Annotated in this window: 15 protein-coding genes; 10 read left to right on the top strand and 5 right to left on the bottom strand. The window is 71.2% G+C overall.

Annotation, left to right across the window (positions count from 1 at the left end):
- Positions 1–37 precede the first annotated feature (37 nt).
- Together IEZ05_RS11300 and IEZ05_RS11295 are read left to right on the top strand one after the other, a co-directional pair.
- On the top strand, positions 38–979 hold the full coding sequence (locus tag IEZ05_RS11300) for an ATP-binding cassette domain-containing protein (RefSeq protein WP_189229926.1): 942 nt from the start codon (positions 38–40) through the stop codon (positions 977–979).
- Positions 976–1,737 (top strand): ABC transporter permease, encoded by a 762-nt coding sequence (locus tag IEZ05_RS11295; RefSeq protein ID WP_229869680.1) that lies wholly within the window; start codon positions 976–978, stop codon positions 1,735–1,737. The genes IEZ05_RS11300 and IEZ05_RS11295 overlap by 4 nt, the downstream gene beginning before the upstream one ends.
- A 7-nt stretch (positions 1,738–1,744) precedes the next feature.
- Here IEZ05_RS11295 and IEZ05_RS11290 read toward each other — a convergent pair whose 3' ends face one another.
- A complete protein-coding gene (locus IEZ05_RS11290; RefSeq protein ID WP_189229925.1) occupies positions 1,745–3,163 on the bottom strand; it encodes a glutamate decarboxylase in 1,419 nt (472 codons plus the stop codon).
- Positions 3,164–3,262: 99 nt separating this feature from the next.
- Here IEZ05_RS11290 and IEZ05_RS11285 point away from each other — a divergent pair, with 99 nt between their 5' ends.
- Complete coding sequence (locus tag IEZ05_RS11285) at positions 3,263–4,024, top strand: MerR family transcriptional regulator (RefSeq protein WP_189229924.1); 762 nt, start codon at positions 3,263–3,265, stop codon at positions 4,022–4,024.
- Between the two features lie 15 nt (positions 4,025–4,039).
- Here the strand turns inward: IEZ05_RS11285 and IEZ05_RS11280 are convergent, their stop codons facing one another.
- The gene (locus IEZ05_RS11280; protein WP_003975421.1) at positions 4,040–4,405 is read right to left on the bottom strand and encodes a YbjQ family protein; all 366 of its coding nucleotides are present in this window, start codon (positions 4,403–4,405) and stop codon (positions 4,040–4,042) included.
- A 133-nt stretch (positions 4,406–4,538) separates the two neighbouring features.
- On the opposite strand from IEZ05_RS11280, the gene IEZ05_RS11275 reads away from it, so the two are divergent.
- Positions 4,539–5,456 (top strand): DedA family protein, encoded by a 918-nt coding sequence (locus IEZ05_RS11275; protein WP_189229923.1) that lies wholly within the window; start codon positions 4,539–4,541, stop codon positions 5,454–5,456.
- Positions 5,457–5,575: 119 nt separating this feature from the next.
- Here the strand turns inward: IEZ05_RS11275 and IEZ05_RS11270 are convergent, their stop codons facing one another.
- Positions 5,576–7,288 carry a threonine/serine exporter family protein gene (locus IEZ05_RS11270; RefSeq protein WP_189229922.1) on the bottom strand — a complete coding sequence of 571 codons (1,713 nt, stop codon included), beginning with the start codon at positions 7,286–7,288 and terminating at the stop codon, positions 5,576–5,578.
- A gap of 114 nt (positions 7,289–7,402) precedes the next feature.
- Positions 7,403–7,894: an inorganic diphosphatase gene (locus IEZ05_RS11265; protein WP_007452023.1), complete on the bottom strand. Its 492-nt coding sequence runs from the start codon at positions 7,892–7,894 to the stop codon at positions 7,403–7,405.
- Positions 7,895–7,973: 79 nt separating this feature from the next.
- Between IEZ05_RS11265 and dacB the strand changes: the two genes are divergently transcribed.
- The 6 genes from dacB (at position 7,974) to folE (ending at position 15,564) form a co-directional block, all read left to right on the top strand.
- Positions 7,974–9,557 (top strand): D-alanyl-D-alanine carboxypeptidase/D-alanyl-D-alanine endopeptidase, encoded by a 1,584-nt coding sequence (gene dacB, locus IEZ05_RS11260; protein ID WP_229869679.1) that lies wholly within the window; start codon positions 7,974–7,976, stop codon positions 9,555–9,557.
- A 62-nt stretch (positions 9,558–9,619) separates the two neighbouring features.
- On the top strand, positions 9,620–10,747 hold the full coding sequence (locus IEZ05_RS11255; RefSeq protein ID WP_189229921.1) for a zinc-dependent metalloprotease: 1,128 nt from the start codon (positions 9,620–9,622) through the stop codon (positions 10,745–10,747).
- 194 nt (positions 10,748–10,941) lie between these two features.
- Positions 10,942–11,988 (top strand): tRNA lysidine(34) synthetase TilS, encoded by a 1,047-nt coding sequence (gene tilS / locus IEZ05_RS11250; RefSeq protein ID WP_189229920.1) that lies wholly within the window; start codon positions 10,942–10,944, stop codon positions 11,986–11,988.
- A gap of 73 nt (positions 11,989–12,061) precedes the next feature.
- Positions 12,062–12,622 carry a hypoxanthine phosphoribosyltransferase gene (hpt, locus tag IEZ05_RS11245; protein ID WP_189230328.1) on the top strand — a complete coding sequence of 187 codons (561 nt, stop codon included), beginning with the start codon at positions 12,062–12,064 and terminating at the stop codon, positions 12,620–12,622.
- A gap of 175 nt (positions 12,623–12,797) precedes the next feature.
- Complete coding sequence (gene ftsH / locus IEZ05_RS11240; protein ID WP_189230327.1) at positions 12,798–14,837, top strand: ATP-dependent zinc metalloprotease FtsH; 2,040 nt, start codon at positions 12,798–12,800, stop codon at positions 14,835–14,837.
- 121 nt (positions 14,838–14,958) lie between these two features.
- A complete protein-coding gene (gene folE / locus IEZ05_RS11235) occupies positions 14,959–15,564 on the top strand; it encodes a GTP cyclohydrolase I FolE (RefSeq protein ID WP_189229919.1) in 606 nt (201 codons plus the stop codon).
- A 24-nt stretch (positions 15,565–15,588) separates the two neighbouring features.
- On the opposite strand, the gene IEZ05_RS11230 is transcribed toward folE, so the two are convergent.
- Positions 15,589–16,074: a DUF3180 domain-containing protein gene (locus IEZ05_RS11230; protein ID WP_189229918.1), complete on the bottom strand. Its 486-nt coding sequence runs from the start codon at positions 16,072–16,074 to the stop codon at positions 15,589–15,591.
- Between the last annotated feature and the right edge of the window lie 87 nt (positions 16,075–16,161).

The raw sequence follows: 16,161 nt of genomic DNA, 5'->3' as shown, positions 1-16,161 counted from the left end.
CGAGTCGGTAGTCAAGTTTGACTAATAGGGAGGCTCAGTGGCCGACGCGGCGATCACCGTCGAAGGGGCACGCAAGAGGTACGGCGGCAAGAACGCGCTGGACGGGCTCGACCTGTCGGTCACGCGCGGCACGGTGCACGGGGTCCTCGGGCCCAACGGCGCGGGCAAGACCACCCTGGTCCGCATCCTGTCCACCCTGCTGCGGCCGGACGCGGGCCGGATCGAGGTGGCCGGCCACGACGTCGTCACCGAGGCGTACGCCGTACGGCTGCGCATCGGCCTGCTCGGCCAGCACGCGGCGCTCGACGAGGAACTCGGCGGCCGGCAGAACCTGGAGATGTTCGGCCGCCTGCACCACCTCGGCGCCCGGCGGGCACGCGCGCGTGCCGGTGAACTGCTGGAGCGCTTCGGTCTCACCGACACCGGACGCAAGCCGGTCAGCGCCTACAGCGGCGGCATGCGGCGCCGCCTGGACCTCGCGGCGTCTCTGATCACCGAGCCGGAGGTGCTCTTCCTCGACGAACCGACCACCGGGCTCGACCCGCGGGGCCGCGCCGAGGTGTGGGACTCGGTCCGCTCCCTGGTCGGCGGCGGTACGACGGTCCTGCTCACCACCCAGTACCTGGAGGAGGCCGATCAGCTCGCCCACCGCATCTCCGTGGTGGACGCCGGCCGGGTCGTCGCCGACGGCACGGCGGACGAACTGAAGGCCGCCACCGGCGGCGACCGCATCGACGTCGTCCTGCGCGACGCCGGCCAACTGGCCGCCGCGGCCTGCCTGCTGCCGCTCACCGGCGTCCGCGTCGACCCCGACCGCCGGTTGCTCAGCGCGCCGGTCACCGACCGCATGGCAGCGCTCTCCGGCGTCGTACGGGCGCTGCGGGAGGCCGGGGTCGAGGCCGAGGACGTGGCCCTGCGGCGGCCGACCCTGGACGAGGTGTTCCTGCACCTGACCGACCGCACCGAGGAGGCCGTGTGACCACCGATGCCCTGACCGACTCCTGGACCATGACCCGCCGCGAGCTGGCCCGCTGGGCACGGCAGCCCGTCACGGTCGTCGTCAACCTGGTCTTCCCCGTCATGCTGCTGCTGATGTTCGGGTACCTGGTCGGCGGCGGCCGGGGCGTGAGCGGCGACTACGTCGACTACCTGGTCCCCGGGATGCTGGCGCTCACCATGGCCTTCGGCCTGGAGGGCACCATGATCGCCGTCACCAGGGACCTCGAGAAGGGCGTCATCGACCGCTTCCGCTCGCTGCCGATGGCCAACGGTGCGGTGCTGGTGGGACGTGCGGCCGCCGACATGCTGCAGTCGGCCGCGGGACTCGCGGTGATGATCGCGGTCGGGTACGCGCTCGGCTGGCGCTCCCACGGCGGCCCCGGCGCGTTCCTGGCCGCGGTGGGCCTGCTCCTGCTCTTCCGGTTCGCGATGCTGTGGACCGGCATCTTCCTGGCCCTGGTGGCGGGGAAGCCGGAATTCGTGCAGGCGGTGCAGATCCTGGTCTGGCCGGTCGGCTTCCTCTCCAACGCCTTCGCCACACCGGAGTCCATGCCCGGTTGGCTGGGCACGGTCGTCCAGTGGAACCCGATGTCCCAGACCGCCACGGCCGTACGCGACCTGTTCGGCAGCCCCGGCGGCGAGCCCGGACACCTCTGGGCGGCCGTCGTCTGGCCGCTGGTCCTGCTCGCCGTGTTCTTCTCGCTCGCGGTCCGCAGGTTCGCGCGCCTGAGCCGGTAGACCGGGCCTAGTGATGGAAGCCGGTCGCCGCGCCCTTGTCGTGCGTCAGGGGGTGCGGCTGCCGGCGCAGCTCAGGCAGCAGCCGCTCCAGGTCCTGAAGGAGCAGGTCCGCCATGTCGGCGGAGAAACCGTTGCGGCACACCACCCGCAGCACGGAGAGGTCCTCGCGGTGCGGCGGGAAGGTGTACGCGGGCACCAGCCAGCCGCCCTCGCGCAGCCGGCGGGACACGTCGAAGACGTCGTACGCGCTCACGTCGTCCGCCGTGGTGAACGCGAACACGGGCAGCTGGTCGCCCCGCGTCAGCAGCCGGAAGTCGCCGAGCGCCTCCACCCGCTCCGCCAGTCCCCGGGCCACGTCCCGCGCCGCCTGCTGCACGGCCCGGTAACCCTCGCGGCCCAGCCGCAGGAAGGTGTAGTACTGCGCGACCACCTGCGCCCCCGGGCGGGAGAAGTTCAGCGCGAAGGTCGGCATGTCGCCGCCCAGGTAGTTGACCCGGAACACCAGCTCCTCGGGCAGAGCGGCCGCGTCCCGCCACAGCGCCCAGCCGACGCCCGGGTACACGAGCCCGTACTTGTGCCCCGACGTGTTGATCGAGGCGACCCTCGGCAGCCGGAAGTCCCACACCAGGTCCTCGTCCAGGAAGGGCGCGACCATGGCCCCGGAGGCCCCGTCGACGTGCACGGGGATGTCGAGGCCGGTCCGCTCCTGGAGGGCGTCCAGGGCCGAGCACAGGTCGGCGACCGGCTCGTAGGACCCGTCGAAGGTGGAGCCGAGGATGCCGACGACGCCGATGGTGTTCTCGTCGCACAGCTCCGCGGCGGCCTGCGGGTCGAGGTGGAAGCGGTCGCCCTCCATGGGCACCTGCCGGGCCTCCACCTCCCAGAAGTTGCAGAACTTCTCCCAGCACACCTGGACGTTCACGCCCATCACCAGATTGGGCCGCGCCCCCGGATACCGGTCGGCGTTCCGCAGCGCCCACCGCCGCTTCAGCGCCATCCCGGCCAGCATGCACGCCTCGCTCGAACCCGTCGTCGAGCAGCCCACGACCGCCGACGGGTCGGGCGCGTGCCACAGGTCGGCGAGCATCGCCACGCAGCGCCGCTCCAGCTCGGCGGTGCGCGGATACTCGTCCTTGTCGATCATGTTCTTGTCCCGGCACTCGCTCATCAGCACCCCGGCCTGCGGCTCCATCCAGGTGGTGACGAAGGTGGCCAGGTTCAGCCGGGCGTTGCCGTCCAGCATCAGCTCGTCGTGGACCAGCTCGTAGGCGGTCGACGGCGGCAGGGGAGAGTCCGGCAGGCGGTGCGTGGGCGGTGCCTCGGTCATGCCACTGGCCGGATTCGCCGCACCGTGGAACGGGTTCGCGGAGAGTCGGCGGAGGTCGGCGTCCTCGCGGTGCGGGTGGTGCCCGTGGTGCAGTGGCATGCGTCCGACGGTAGGTCCGGTCCGTGCGCCACGCATCCGGGCTTGCACCTCACGTGACGTGAGGAGGCAGCGTGGACGGCGTCACAGAAGGGAGCGGAAGTGAGCTACTCCGTGGGACAGGTGGCCGGCTTCGCCGGAGTGACGGTGCGCACCCTGCACCACTACGACGACATCGGCCTGCTCGCCCCGAGCGAGCGCAGCCACGCGGGCCACCGGCGTTACAGCGACGCCGACCTCGACCGGCTGCAGCAGATCCTGTTCTACCGCGAGCTGGGCTTCCCGCTCGACGAGGTCGCCGCCCTGCTCGACGACCCGGAAGCGGACCCCCGTGCGCACCTGCGCCGCCAGCACGAGCTGCTGACCGCCCGGATCGAGAAGCTGCAGAAGATGGCGGCGGCCGTGGAGCACGCCATGGAGGCACGCAGCATGGGCATCAACCTCACGCCCGAGGAGAAGTTCGAGGTCTTCGGCGACTTCGATCCCGACCAGTACCAGGAGGAGGTCCAGGAACGCTGGGGCGACACCGACGCCTACCGCCAGTCGCAGCAGAAGGCCGCCTCGTACACCAAGGAGGACTGGCAGCGCATCCAGGACGAGGCCGACGAGCTCGCCCGGCGCTTCGTCGCCCTGATGGACGCCGGTGAGCCCGCCGACTCCGAGGCGGCCATGGACGCCGCCGAGGACCACCGGCAGGGGATCGCCCGCAACCATTACGACTGCGGGTACGAGATGCACACCTGCCTGGGCGAGATGTACGTATCGGACGAACGTTTCACGCGAAACATCGACGCGGCCAAGCCGGGCCTCGCCGCCTACATGCGCGACGCGATCCTCGCCAACGCCGTCCGGCACACCTCCTGAGCGTCGTGGCCCGGATCACTCCCGGGCCACGACCACCGCCGTCCCGTACGCACACACCTCGGTGCCCACGTCCGCCGCCTCGGTCACGTCGAAGCGAAACGACAGCACCGCGTTGGCACCCCGCGCGCGTGCCTGCTCCACGAGCCGCTCCATGGCCTGGTTGCGGGTCTCGACGAGGGTCTTGGTGAGTCCGCGCAGCTCACCGCCGACCAGCGATTTCAGCCCGGCGCCGATCTGGCTCCCCAGGTGCCGGGAGCGTACGGTCAGTCCGAAGACCTCCCCGAGCACCTCCTGCACACGGTGGCCGGGCAGGTCGTTCGTGGTCACGACGAGTACGTCGGGCTGAGGGCCCTGTCCGCCGCCGTATTCTTCAATGCCCATGGTTCACAGGGTTCCCCGGCCGGGCGCGCAGCGCACCCCTGGGACGTCCGTGGAACCTGGACCCCGACGGCCGCGTTGATACGTTGGGGCAGCCAAGCCCCCGCCCGCCCCCCAGTGCAGGAGCCACAATCCCGTGACCACGCTTGCGCTCGGCCCCGAGTGGCTGAGCCCGGACTACCTGATCGAGACCTTCAGCCTGGCCGGCATCCTGCTGATCGTCTTCGCCGAGTCCGGTCTCTTCGCGTTCCTGCCCGGCGACTCGCTGCTGTTCACGGCGGGCCTGTTCGTCGCCCAGGGGCAGTACATCAGCCAGCCGCTGTGGCTGGTGTGCACCCTGATCGTGGCCGCCGCCGTCCTCGGCGACCAAGTGGGCTACATGATCGGCAAGTTCTTCGGCCCCAAGCTCTTCAACCGGCCCAACTCCAAGCTCTTCAAACAGGAGAACCTGGAGAAGGCCCACGAGTTCATGGAGAAGTACGGCCCCAAGGCGATCGTCCTGGCCCGCTTCGTGCCGATCGTGCGCACCTTCGCCCCCATCGTGGCGGGCGCCGGCCGCATGAAGTACCGCACGTTCCTCACGTACAACGTCATCGGCGGTGTGGCCTGGGGCACGGGCGTCACCCTCGCGGGCTACTGGCTCGGCCAGATCGAGTTCATCCGCACCAACGTCGAGGCGATCCTCGTCCTGATCGTCCTGGTCTCGGTGGTCCCGATCGGCATCGAGTTCCTGCGCGAGCGCGGAAAGAAGAAGCGCGCCGCGGCGAGCGAGCCGGTGCCTCCGGCGGCCCAGCAGCAGCCCCAGCGGCCGCAGTACCCGGTCATGGACGACGCGACGACCCAGCTCCGCCGCGTGGACCAGTACGAGCAGCCGCAGCAGCCGCAGCAGCCGCAGCAGCCGCAGTACGACCAGGGCTACGGCAACCAGAACTACGGAAACCAGGGCTACGGCAACCAGCAGCAGCCGTACGCACAGCAGTACCCGCAGAACTACGGCCAGCAGCCCTACGGCGACCAGCAGGGCGGCCAGTACCCGTACAACCAGGGCCACTGAAGCGCCCGAAGGGGCGCGGGACTGTATCGATGTGCGGCTCCGCCGCGTGGGCGCGACCAGCGCACACGGGGCCGGGGCCGCCCACGAACCCGCAGCCCCCGGCCTGTAGGCGCCCGGCGTCAGAAACCGCGCGTCCGCTTGGCCGCCCGCCTGCCGGCGGCACTCGCCGCCCCCGGCACCTTCAGGAACAGCCGCGAGATCTCCCCACCGAGGTTCACCCCGATGGCGATGGCCATGGCGAGTGCCACCGCCTTCGACAGCGACAGCAGCCCCGCGTCCACCTCGCTCTGCGCGATCGCCAGCAGCCCGAAGTAGGTCGCCGAACCGGGCAGCAGCGGCCCGATCGCGGCGGTGGTGTACGGCAGCGCCGACGCGAACCGGTACCGGGACATCAGCTGCCCGAACAGGCCCACCAGCCCCGCCGCCGCGGCCGTGGAGGCCACCGGCGAGATGCCGCCGGTGTAGTGCATGGCGCCGTACACGCACCAGGCGACGCCGCCGTTCAGGGTCACCGCCAGCACGGTGGACCGTTCCTGCTGGAGCAGGATCGCGAAGGCCAGCGACAGCAGCATCGACGCGAAGATCTGCACGACCGGCTGGTCGCCCGTGCCCAGCGCGGCGTCCGGATTGAGCTCCGCGCCCAGCTGGACGCCGAAGTACAGCACCACCAGCACCCCGGCGACGATGCTGACGAAGAAGTACATGACCTCCAGCAGGCGCGCGGCGGCCGTGATGTAGAAGCCGGTCAGACCGTCCTGCACGCCCGCGACCAGTGCCCGTCCCGGCAGCAGGGCGAACAGACCACCGGTGATCACCGCGGACGCCTTCACGTCGACATGTGTCAGCGTCAGCGCGATGCCGATCGCGGCCGGCGGCATCGCGGCCACCGCGAACTGGTAGAACTCCGGCAGCCCGCGCCCCGCGCACAGCCAGGCCAGCCGGTCGCCGAGCATCGCGCCGAACAGCGCCGCGAAGAACACGATCACGTCACCGCCGACCAGCAGCGAGGCCGCGCCGGCCAGCGATCCGCTCGCCACGGTCAGGACCCAGGTCGGGTACGGGTGCCGGTTGCGGCGGATCTCCGCGAGACGCCGGTAGGCCTCCTCCAGGGAGGTCTGCGTGTCCGGGTCGCTGAGGTCGTCCACCAGATGGAACACGGCCGCGAGCCGCGTGTAGTCGGTGCCCCGGCGGCGCACCGTGCGGGACGCCGTCACCGGGTCCTCGACCAGCGACGGCTGGTGGGAGATCGACAGCAGCGTGAAGGTGACGTTCGGCTCGCAGCGGTCCAGGCCGTAGGAACGGCAGACCGCGAACATCGCCGCTTCCACGTCCTCGGCGCCCTCACCGCCCGCCAGCAACAGCTCCCCGATACGCAGCGTCAGGTCGAGCACGCGCGGCACGGCGGGGCCGGTGTCGTCGTCGTGCCGCTGCGGTGTCTCCGGCGCGGGGCGCTCGGCCACCGGCATGCGCAGCATCGCGCGCATCCGGTCCTGCCAGGGCACGTCCTTGGTCAGGCTCACCAGCGGGACGCCGCTCGCCGGGGTGAAGGCGGCCGGCGCGGTCCACGCGCTGTAGGTGCTCGGCGTGCTGAACGCCGACCCCTCCGATTCGGCAGGCGGTGCCGGGGGCACGTCCAGCCCTTCCGGCAGCGCGAACTCCGAGGTCGTCTCGGACTCCGAGCCGGCGGCCCGAGAGACGGCCAGCCCCTGCGGGATCTCGAACTCGGACGTCGTCGACGACTCGCCGTCGCCCGACGCCGCGACCCCTTGCGGCTGCCGGAAGGCGCTGTGCGCCTCGTCCGACTGCGGCTTGCGGTCCTCCGCCTCCGTCACTTGCGTTGTGCTCCCTGGGTACGACACACCCTCCTGTAACCCTCAGTATGCGCACCCAAACGTCGACGGGCCGCACGCGTCTCGCGTGCGGCCCGTTACGGGAGGGGCTCCTGCTCAGTGGCCGCCCTGGTCCTTGAAGCGCTTGTAGGACCGCTCGATCTCGGCCTCGGCGTCGGTGCGGCCCACCCAGTCGGCGCCCTCGACGGACTTGCCGGGCTCCAGGTCCTTGTAGACCTCGAAGAAGTGCTGGATCTCCAGGCGGTCGAACTCCGACACGTGGTGGATGTCACGCAGGTGCTCCACACGCGGGTCCGTCGACGGCACGCACAGCAGCTTGTCGTCGCCGCCGGCCTCGTCGGTCATGCGGAACATGCCGATCGCGCGGCAGCGGATGAGGCAGCCCGGGAAGGTCGGCTCGTCCAGGATGACCAGCGCGTCCAGCGGGTCGCCGTCCTCGCCGAGGGTGTTCTCGACGAAGCCGTAGTCGGTCGGGTAGGCGGTCGAGGTGAACAGGCGGCGGTCCAGGCGGATACGACCGGTCTCGTGGTCCACCTCGTACTTGTTCCGCGAACCCTTCGGGATCTCGATCGTGACGTCGAACTCCACCGGACGCTCCTCCATGATCAGCACATAGTTCTGGTGGTTAAGTGTCCCTCACGCAGGTGTGTGATCGCGAAAGGGGCTGGTGGTAGTGCCAGAGCTGAGGCCTTGGCGGGCCGCGAGACCGCACGTGGTGCGGGCCGCGGGTGCCGTACGACCGCGTCTCGCACGCGCCGCCCGGGCCGCCCGGCCGCGTCTGACGCTGCTCGCGCGGGCCACGACGCCGCAGCTCACCCGCGGGCCGAAGACCTGGCAGTACACCGCCGGTGCCGCCACCGCCGGGCTGGCACTGGCCGCCGGTGTGGTGACCGCCGCCGGCCCCTGGGACTCCACGGGTCAGCGTACGGCCGAGCGGGACCGGGCAGTCGCCCTGGAACGCACGGGTGGCGCAGATCACGGCTCCGCCGGGCCCGGCGCGGCCTCCGGGACGCCCCGGCCCGCACCCAGCGCCGCGTCCGTCCTGACCGCGCTCGCCGGCACCTCCGGCACCGCCCCCGGCGGCGTCAAGGCGGCACCGCGCGGTGAGGCCCTCGCCGACGCCCTCGGGCCCCTCCTCGACGACCCGGCACTCGGCACCCGGCGCGCGGCGGCGGTCGTCGACCTCACCACCGGCAAGCGGCTGTACGGCGTCGGCGCCGGCACCGCGCTGACGCCCGCCTCCACCACCAAGATCGCCACCGCGGTCGCCGCCCTCAGCGCCCTCGGCCCCGACCACCGCCTCACCACCCGCACCGCCCTGGAGTCCGACACGGGCGAACTCGTCCTGGTCGGCGGCGGCGACCCCACCCTCACCGCCCGCGCGCGGGCCGGCGGTCAGGCGAGCCTGCGCACCCTCGCCGAGCAGACCGCCGCCGCCCTGAAGAAGCGGGGCGTGCGCGAGGTGACGCTGTCGTACGACACGACGCTCTACGCCGGTACGGAAATGCACCCGATCGGGGTCAACGAGAACCTCGCCCCCGTCACCGCCCTGATGGCCGACGAGGCCCGCACGGACGACTCCACCAGCGGCCCGGCCCCCCGCGCGGCGGACCCGGCGGCGGACGCGGCCCGCGCCTTCGCGGGCTTCCTGGGCGGGCACGGCATCAAGACGTCGGCCCCGGGCCCGTCCAAGGCCACGGCCCGCGCCACCACCCTCGCCACCGTCTCCTCGCCTCCGCTGTCCGCCCTGGTCGAGCGGATGCTGACCAACAGCGACAACGACCTCGCCGAGGCGCTGGCCCGCCACACGGCCGTGGCGACCGGGCAGCGCGCCGACTTCGGCGGTGTCTCCGCCGCCGTCACCGCCCGGCTGAAGCAGCTCGGTCTGCCCGTGCGGGGCGCGGTGTTCCACGACGGCAGCGGTCTGGACCGCACCGACCGGCTCACCGCCGACCTCCTGACGGCCCTGCTCGCCGAGGCGGCCGATCCCGCCCGGCCCGAACTCCGCCCGGTCCTCACCGGTCTCCCCGTCGCCGGCTTCACCGGCACGCTCAGCGGCCGCTACACGGACGGCGCCGCCGGCCTCGTCCGCGCCAAGACCGGCACCCTGACCGGCGTGAACACCCTCGCGGGCACCGTGGCCACCCCCGACGGCCGCCTCCTGGCCTTCGCCTTCCTGGCTCAGGACACGACGAATCCGCAGGCAGCCCAGACGGCCCTGGACAGAGCGGCGACCGCCTTGGTGCCGTAGGGCGGCACCCCACCGCCCCACACAGCCTGCCCCCAGCGGCGGCGCTCACGTACCGTTGAGGAATGACGAGCATCGGCGCATCTTCCGGCATGGTCGACTGGAATCTCGCGGTGGCGACCGCGACCCGGCTCGTACGGCCGGGCCCCGAGGTGAGCCGCGACGAGGCCCGGGCCGTCGTCGCGGAGCTTCGCCGCCACGCCAAAGCCTCGGAGGAACACGTCCGGGGCTTCACTCGTATGGCCACCGACGAGGTCCACGACACCCCCGTCCTCGTCGTCGACCGCCCCGGCTGGGTCCGGGCGAACGTCGCCGGCTTCCGGGAGATCCTCAAGCCCCTGCTGGACAAGATGGAGGAACGCCGGGGCAGTTCACCCGGCAGCGCCGTCCTCGGTGCCGTCGGCGGCAAGGTCACCGGCGTGGAGCTGGGCATGCTGCTGTCGTTCCTGTCCTCCCGCGTCCTCGGCCAGTACGAGACCTTTGCCCCGGCCACCCGCGAGCTCCCCGCCGGTGCGAACGGCGGCGGCCGACTGCTGCTCGTCGCGCCGAACATCGTCCACGTCGAGCGCGAACTCGACGTGGAACCCCATGACTTCCGCCTGTGGGTGTGCCTGCACGAGGAGACGCACCGCACGCAGTTCACCGCCGTGCCCTGGCTGCGCGACCACCTCGAGGGCGAAATCCAGTCGTTCCTCGCGGAGACCGACGTCGACCCCATGACCGTGCTGGAGCGCGTCCGCGAGGCCGCCCAGACGCTCGCCGGGGGACGCCCCGAGGGCGAGGAGGACGACGGCGGCCGGTCGCTCGTCGAGCTGGTGCAGACCCCCGCCCAGCGGGAGGTCCTCGGCCGTCTCACCGCCGTGATGTCCCTGCTGGAGGGTCACGCCGACTTCGTGATGGACGGAGTCGGCCCCTCGGTCGTGCCGAGCGTCGGGGAGATCCGCGAGAAGTTCCAGCAGCGCCGCGCCAAGGGCGCCTCCCGCCTCGACCTGGCCCTGCGCAAGCTGCTCGGCCTGGACGCCAAGCTCCGCCAGTACCGCGACGGTGAACGCTTCGTGCGGGCCGTCGTCGACGAGTGCGGCGTCGACGGCTTCAACCGCGTGTGGACCTCGCCCAACACCCTCCCCACCAAGTCGGAGATCGCCAAACCGGCGGACTGGATCGCGCGGGTGCACCGCAAGCCGGAGTCGTGAGCCCCGCGGACGGGTCGTGAACGAATCCGGCCGACGGCAGGCAAACGCCCCTTCAATCACCCGTCCGAGGGACCGTGAGCCCTCGACTGGCGTGCGATGCTCGGGGAACGGCCCGTTTCTGTCACCATCTAGGCACTCTGCGTGACCGAACCTCGGGCTCACCCCCCGAAAAAACTTCATGAAGGGCACCGGACATGGGTCCCCATCCTGCGGTCGCGGCGATACGCCTGGCGGTCCGCCGCGTCCTCCACGACATCCTCACCGAACTGAACACCACCGCCGCCGTCCCCGCCGGGACGGCCGCCGAGCGCGCGCCCGAGCGTCCGCCGTCGCCGCTCGTGCTCGTGGCGTGCTCCGGCGGCGCCGACTCGATGGCGCTCGCCTCCGCCCTCGCCTTCGAGGCCCCCCGGCTCGGCATCCGCGCCGGCGGCGTCACCGTCGACCACGGTCTGCAGAACGGCTCCGACCTGCGCGCCGAAGAAGTCGTCCTGCGCCTGCGCGAACTCGGCCTCGACCCCGTCGAGGCGACCGCCGTGACCGTCGGCCGCGCCGGCGGCCCCGAGGCGGCCGCCCGCGACGCACGCTACGCCGCCCTGGACGCCGCCGCCGCCCGGCACGGGGCCGCCGCCGTCTTGCTCGGCCACACCCGCGACGACCAGGCCGAGACCGTCCTGCTGGGCCTCGCCCGCGGCTCCGGCATCCGCTCCCTGTCGGGCATGGCCGCGGTCTCGGGGGCCGGCGGCCGTTACCGGCGCCCCTTCCTCCAGGTCGACCGGCAGACCGCCCGCAAGGCCTGCATGGTCCAGTCCCTGCCCGTCTGGGACGACCCGCACAACGCCGACCCGGCGTACACCCGTTCCCGGCTGCGCCACGAAGGTCTGCCCGCCCTCGAGAAGGCCCTCGGCAAGGGTGTCGTCGAGGCCCTCGCCCGTACGGCCCAGCTCTCCCGGGACGACGCCGACGCCCTCGACACCTGGGCCCGCCAGGCCGAGGCCGGTGTCCGCGACGCCACCGGCGTATTGGAGTGCGCCAAGCTCTACGCCCTGCCGCCCGCCGTACGCCGCAGGATCCTGCGTCGCGCCGCCATCGACGCGGGCGCCCCGGCTGGTGCGCTGTTCGCCCGCCACATCGAGGAAGTCGACCGGCTGATCACCGGCTGGCGCGGTCAGGGAGCCATCAACCTCCCCGGCAAAGTCGTCGCCCAGCGGCAGGGTGGCAGACTGGTGATTCGGCAAGGCTGAATCCGGACCCTCCCACCGACCCGACCGCGGTCACCAGGGTGATCCGGAATGGCCGGTGGGACGACCGAAAGTGATGCGGGTGGACGCGAACGACATGGGTGCCGACCTCGAGAAGGTACTCATCACCAAGGAAGAGATCGACGCGAAGCTGGCCGAGCTGGCCGCGAAGATCGACGCGGAGTACGAGGGCGAGGACCTGCTCATCGTCGGGGTGCTCAAGGGCGCCGTGATGGTCATGGCCGACCTCGCCCGGTCGCTGTCCACCCCCGTCACCATGGACTGGATGGCGGTGTCCTCGTACGGCGCGGGCACCCAGTCCTCCGGGGTGGTGCGGATCCTCAAGGACCTCGACACCGACATCAAGGGCAAGCACGTCCTGATCGTCGAGGACATCATCGACTCCGGCCTGACCCTGTCCTGGCTGATCTCCAACCTCGGCTCGCGCGAGCCCGCCTCCCTCAAGGTGTGCACGCTGCTGCGCAAGCCCGACGCCGCCAAGGTGGCCATCGACGTGGAGTGGGTCGGTTTCGACATCCCCAACGAGTTCGTCGTCGGCTACGGGCTCGATTACGCCGAGAAGTACCGGAACCTGCCGTTCGTCGGTACGCTCGCGCCCCACGTCTACGGTGGCTAGCACAGCCCCGTAGCGCGGACCGGGAACCCCGGCGGCCCCCGCGCCGTTGGAGCATGCAGACGGGAACGTCGACCGTCCTGTGCGGCTTCGGGCCACCAGGCTGGGGTACCGTCAGAAGAACTGTCTTATCAAACTCACTATGGCAGGAGGGACGGGGCGGCACCGCTCCGTGTGGATGGACGTGAAGCGATACTTCCGTGGGCCGGTCATGTGGATCGTGCTGGCCGTCCTTGCCGTGGTCGTGTTGATGCAGGTCGTCGGCTCGTCCGGCGGCTACAAGACGGTGGACACCGGCCAGGTCGTCCAGGCGATCAACGACAACAAGGTCGAGTCGGCCAAGCTCACCACCGGTGACGAGCAGACCATCAAGGTCCAGCTCAAGGATGGCGAGAAGATCAAGGGCAGCTCGAAGATCCAGGCGAGCTACATCGGCGACCAGGGTGTGACCATCGCCGGCACCCTGCAGAACAAGTACCAGGACAAGCAGATCCCCGACGGCTACACCGTGTCGCCGTCCAAGCAGAACGCGTTCGTCGGCATCCTGCTGTCCCTGCTGCCGTTCGTCCTGATCGTGGTCGTCTTCCTGTTCCTGATGAATCAGATGCAGGGCGGCGGCTCCCGGGTCATGAACTTCGGCAAGTCCAAGGCGAAGCTCATCACCAAGGACACCCCGAAGACGACGTTCTCCGACGTCGCCGGGTCGGACGAGGCCGTCGAGGAGCTCCACGAGATCAAGGAGTTCCTCCAGGAGCCGGCGAAGTTCCAGGCCGTCGGCGCCAAGATTCCCAAGGGTGTGCTGCTGTACGGCCCGCCCGGTACCGGCAAGACCCTGCTCGCGCGTGCCGTCGCGGGCGAGGCGGGCGTGCCGTTCTACTCGATCTCCGGTTCCGACTTCGTCGAGATGTTCGTCGGTGTCGGTGCCTCCCGAGTGCGTGACCTGTTCGAGCAGGCCAAGGCGAACGCCCCGGCCATCGTCTTCGTCGACGAGATCGACGCGGTCGGCCGCCACCGCGGCGCCGGCCTGGGCGGCGGTCACGACGAGCGCGAGCAGACGCTGAACCAGCTGCTCGTCGAGATGGACGGCTTCGACGTCAAGGGCGGCGTGATCCTCATCGCCGCGACGAACCGGCCCGACATCCTCGACCCGGCGCTGCTTCGCCCGGGCCGCTTCGACCGGCAGATCGCGGTCGACCGGCCGGACATGCAGGGCCGTCTGGAGATCCTCAAGGTCCACCAGAAGGGCAAGCCGGTCGCCCCGGACGTCGACCTGTCGGCCGTCGCCCGCCGTACGCCCGGCATGACCGGTGCCGATCTGGCCAACGTGCTGAACGAGGCCGCCCTGCTGACGGCCCGCAGCGACCAGAAGCTGATCGACAACCACATGCTGGACGAGGCGATCGACCGTGTGGTCGCGGGCCCGCAGAAGCGGACCCGGATCATGTCGGACAAGGAGAAGAAGATCACCGCGTACCACGAGGGCGGTCACGCCCTGGTCGCGGCGGCCTCGCCGAACTCCGACCCGGTCCACAAGATCACGATCCTCTCCCGCGGCCGTGCCCTCGGTTACACGATGGTGCTCCCGGACGAGGACAAGTACTCGACCACGCGCAACGAGATGCTCGACCAGCTCGCCTACATGCTGGGCGGCCGCGCGGCCGAGGAACTGGTCTTCCACGACCCGACGACGGGTGCCGCCAACGACATCGAGAAGGCCACCAGCGTGGCCCGCGCGATGGTCACGCAGTACGGCATGACCGAGCGTCTCGGCGCGATCAAGTTCGGTGGCGACAACACCGAGCCCTTCCTCGGCCGTGAGATGGCGCACCAGCGCGACTACTCGGAAGAGGTCGCCGCGCTGGTCGACGAAGAGGTCAAGAAGCTGATCGAGACGGCGCACAACGAGGCCTGGGAGATCCTGGTCGAGAACCGCGACGTCCTCGACAACCTCGTCCTCGCCCTGCTGGAGAAGGAGACGCTCGGCAAGGAGGAGATCGCCGAGATCTTCGCCCCGATCGTCAGGCGTCCGCCCCGGCCCGCCTGGACCGGCTCCTCCCGCCGCACCCCCTCGACCCGTCCGCCGGTGCTCTCCCCCAAGGAGCTCGCGCTGACGAACGGAGCGAACGGTGCGACGGCGGCGATCTCCACCGCCAAGAGCACCACGGTGGAGCCCGCCCCGGCACCGGAACGAGCCCCGGAGGACCGCCCGGAGAGCTGATCCTGGCCCTCCCCGCGGGCCCACCAGGCCCGGAATGCATGCCGCGCCCCCCAGGTTCTAGCCTTGGGGGGCGCGGCATTTTCGTGTGCTGGCACGTGAGAAGACAGGAACGAGGCACCAGATGACCGACCCCGTGACGCTGGACGGCCAGGGCCCGATCGGCGAGTTCGACGAGAAGCGGGCCGAGAACGCCGTACGCGAACTGCTGATCGCGGTCGGCGAGGACCCGGACCGCGAGGGTCTGCGGGAGACGCCGGGGCGCGTGGCGCGGGCGTACAAGGAGATATTCGCGGGGCTGTGGCAGCGGCCGGAGGACGTGCTGACCACGACGTTCGACCTCGGCCACGACGAGATGGTCCTGGTGAAGGACATCGAGGTGTACTCGACCTGCGAGCACCACCTGGTCCCGTTCCGGGGTGTCGCTCACGTCGGGTACATCCCGTCCACCAGCGGGAAGATCACCGGCCTGTCCAAGCTCGCCCGCCTGGTGGACGTCTACGCCCGCCGACCGCAGGTGCAGGAACGTCTCACCACGCAGATCGCGGACTCCCTGATGGAGATGCTGGAACCGCGCGGCGTGATCGTCGTCATCGAGTGCGAGCACATGTGCATGTCGATGCGCGGCATCCGCAAGCCCGGCGCGAAGACCATCACCTCGGCCGTGCGCGGCCAGCTGCGCGACTCCGCCACCCGCAACGAGGCGATGAGCCTGATCATGGCGCGCTGAGTCCGCCCGGGGCCGTGCCGGGTCTCAGGTGGTGGGGGCCGCGCCCGAGTGGTCGTCGTCGTCCTCCGGGAGCTTGCAGACCCGCTCGAGGAACACGGCGGCCGCTATGACGCCGATGCCGCCGAGGACCGAGAAGCCGGCGTAGATGGCCTGGTCGCGGCGGGCGGGAATGTCGAGGTACTCCAGGAGGAAGACGCCCGTGCCGCCGTACATCCCGGCGACCAGGGCGGCCACCAGGGCACTGGCCTGGCCGAAGACGACCGCGCGGGCCGCCATCAGCGGGTCGACGCCCTTGGCGCCGGGGACACGGTCGCGCTGGGCCTTCAGGCGGGCGCGGATCGAGAGCGCCGTGGCCAGCAGGACCACGGCGATCAGCGCGAGCACGATGGGGGCCGCGAGGGGGACGCCCGGGAGGGTCCCGATCGAGTTCCACAGGCGGGCGCCCGCCCAGGACAGGACTCCGGCGACGACGAACACGCCGGCCAGCATCCTGATGCGCAGCTCTTTCACGGTGCCCCTTCGCTCCCCCGGACGTCCGGCTCAGGCGCCGGCTGCCGCACGCCCGGACGGTGGGCGTCCGGCGACGGACTTCGGTCG

This window comes from Streptomyces flaveolus (genome assembly GCF_014648815.1).
GTDB lineage: Bacteria > Actinomycetota > Actinomycetes > Streptomycetales > Streptomycetaceae > Streptomyces > Streptomyces flaveolus.
This window is presented reverse-complemented; position numbering and strand designations above follow the sequence as displayed.

Excerpts from the sequence above, each read along its gene's own strand:
- tilS (WP_189229920.1), top strand. The coding sequence starts at position 10,942 with ATGGGTCCCCATCCTGCGGTCGCGGCGATACGCCTGGCGGTCCGCCGC.
- ftsH (WP_189230327.1), top strand. The coding sequence starts at position 12,798 with ATGGACGTGAAGCGATACTTCCGTGGGCCGGTCATGTGGATCGTGCTG.
- IEZ05_RS11280 (WP_003975421.1), bottom strand. The coding sequence starts at position 4,405 with ATGGGCATTGAAGAATACGGCGGCGGACAGGGCCCTCAGCCCGACGTA.
- IEZ05_RS11255 (WP_189229921.1), top strand. The coding sequence starts at position 9,620 with ATGACGAGCATCGGCGCATCTTCCGGCATGGTCGACTGGAATCTCGCG.
- hpt (WP_189230328.1), top strand. The coding sequence starts at position 12,062 with ATGCGGGTGGACGCGAACGACATGGGTGCCGACCTCGAGAAGGTACTC.
- IEZ05_RS11290 (WP_189229925.1), bottom strand. The coding sequence starts at position 3,163 with ATGCCACTGCACCACGGGCACCACCCGCACCGCGAGGACGCCGACCTC.
- folE (WP_189229919.1), top strand. The coding sequence starts at position 14,959 with ATGACCGACCCCGTGACGCTGGACGGCCAGGGCCCGATCGGCGAGTTC.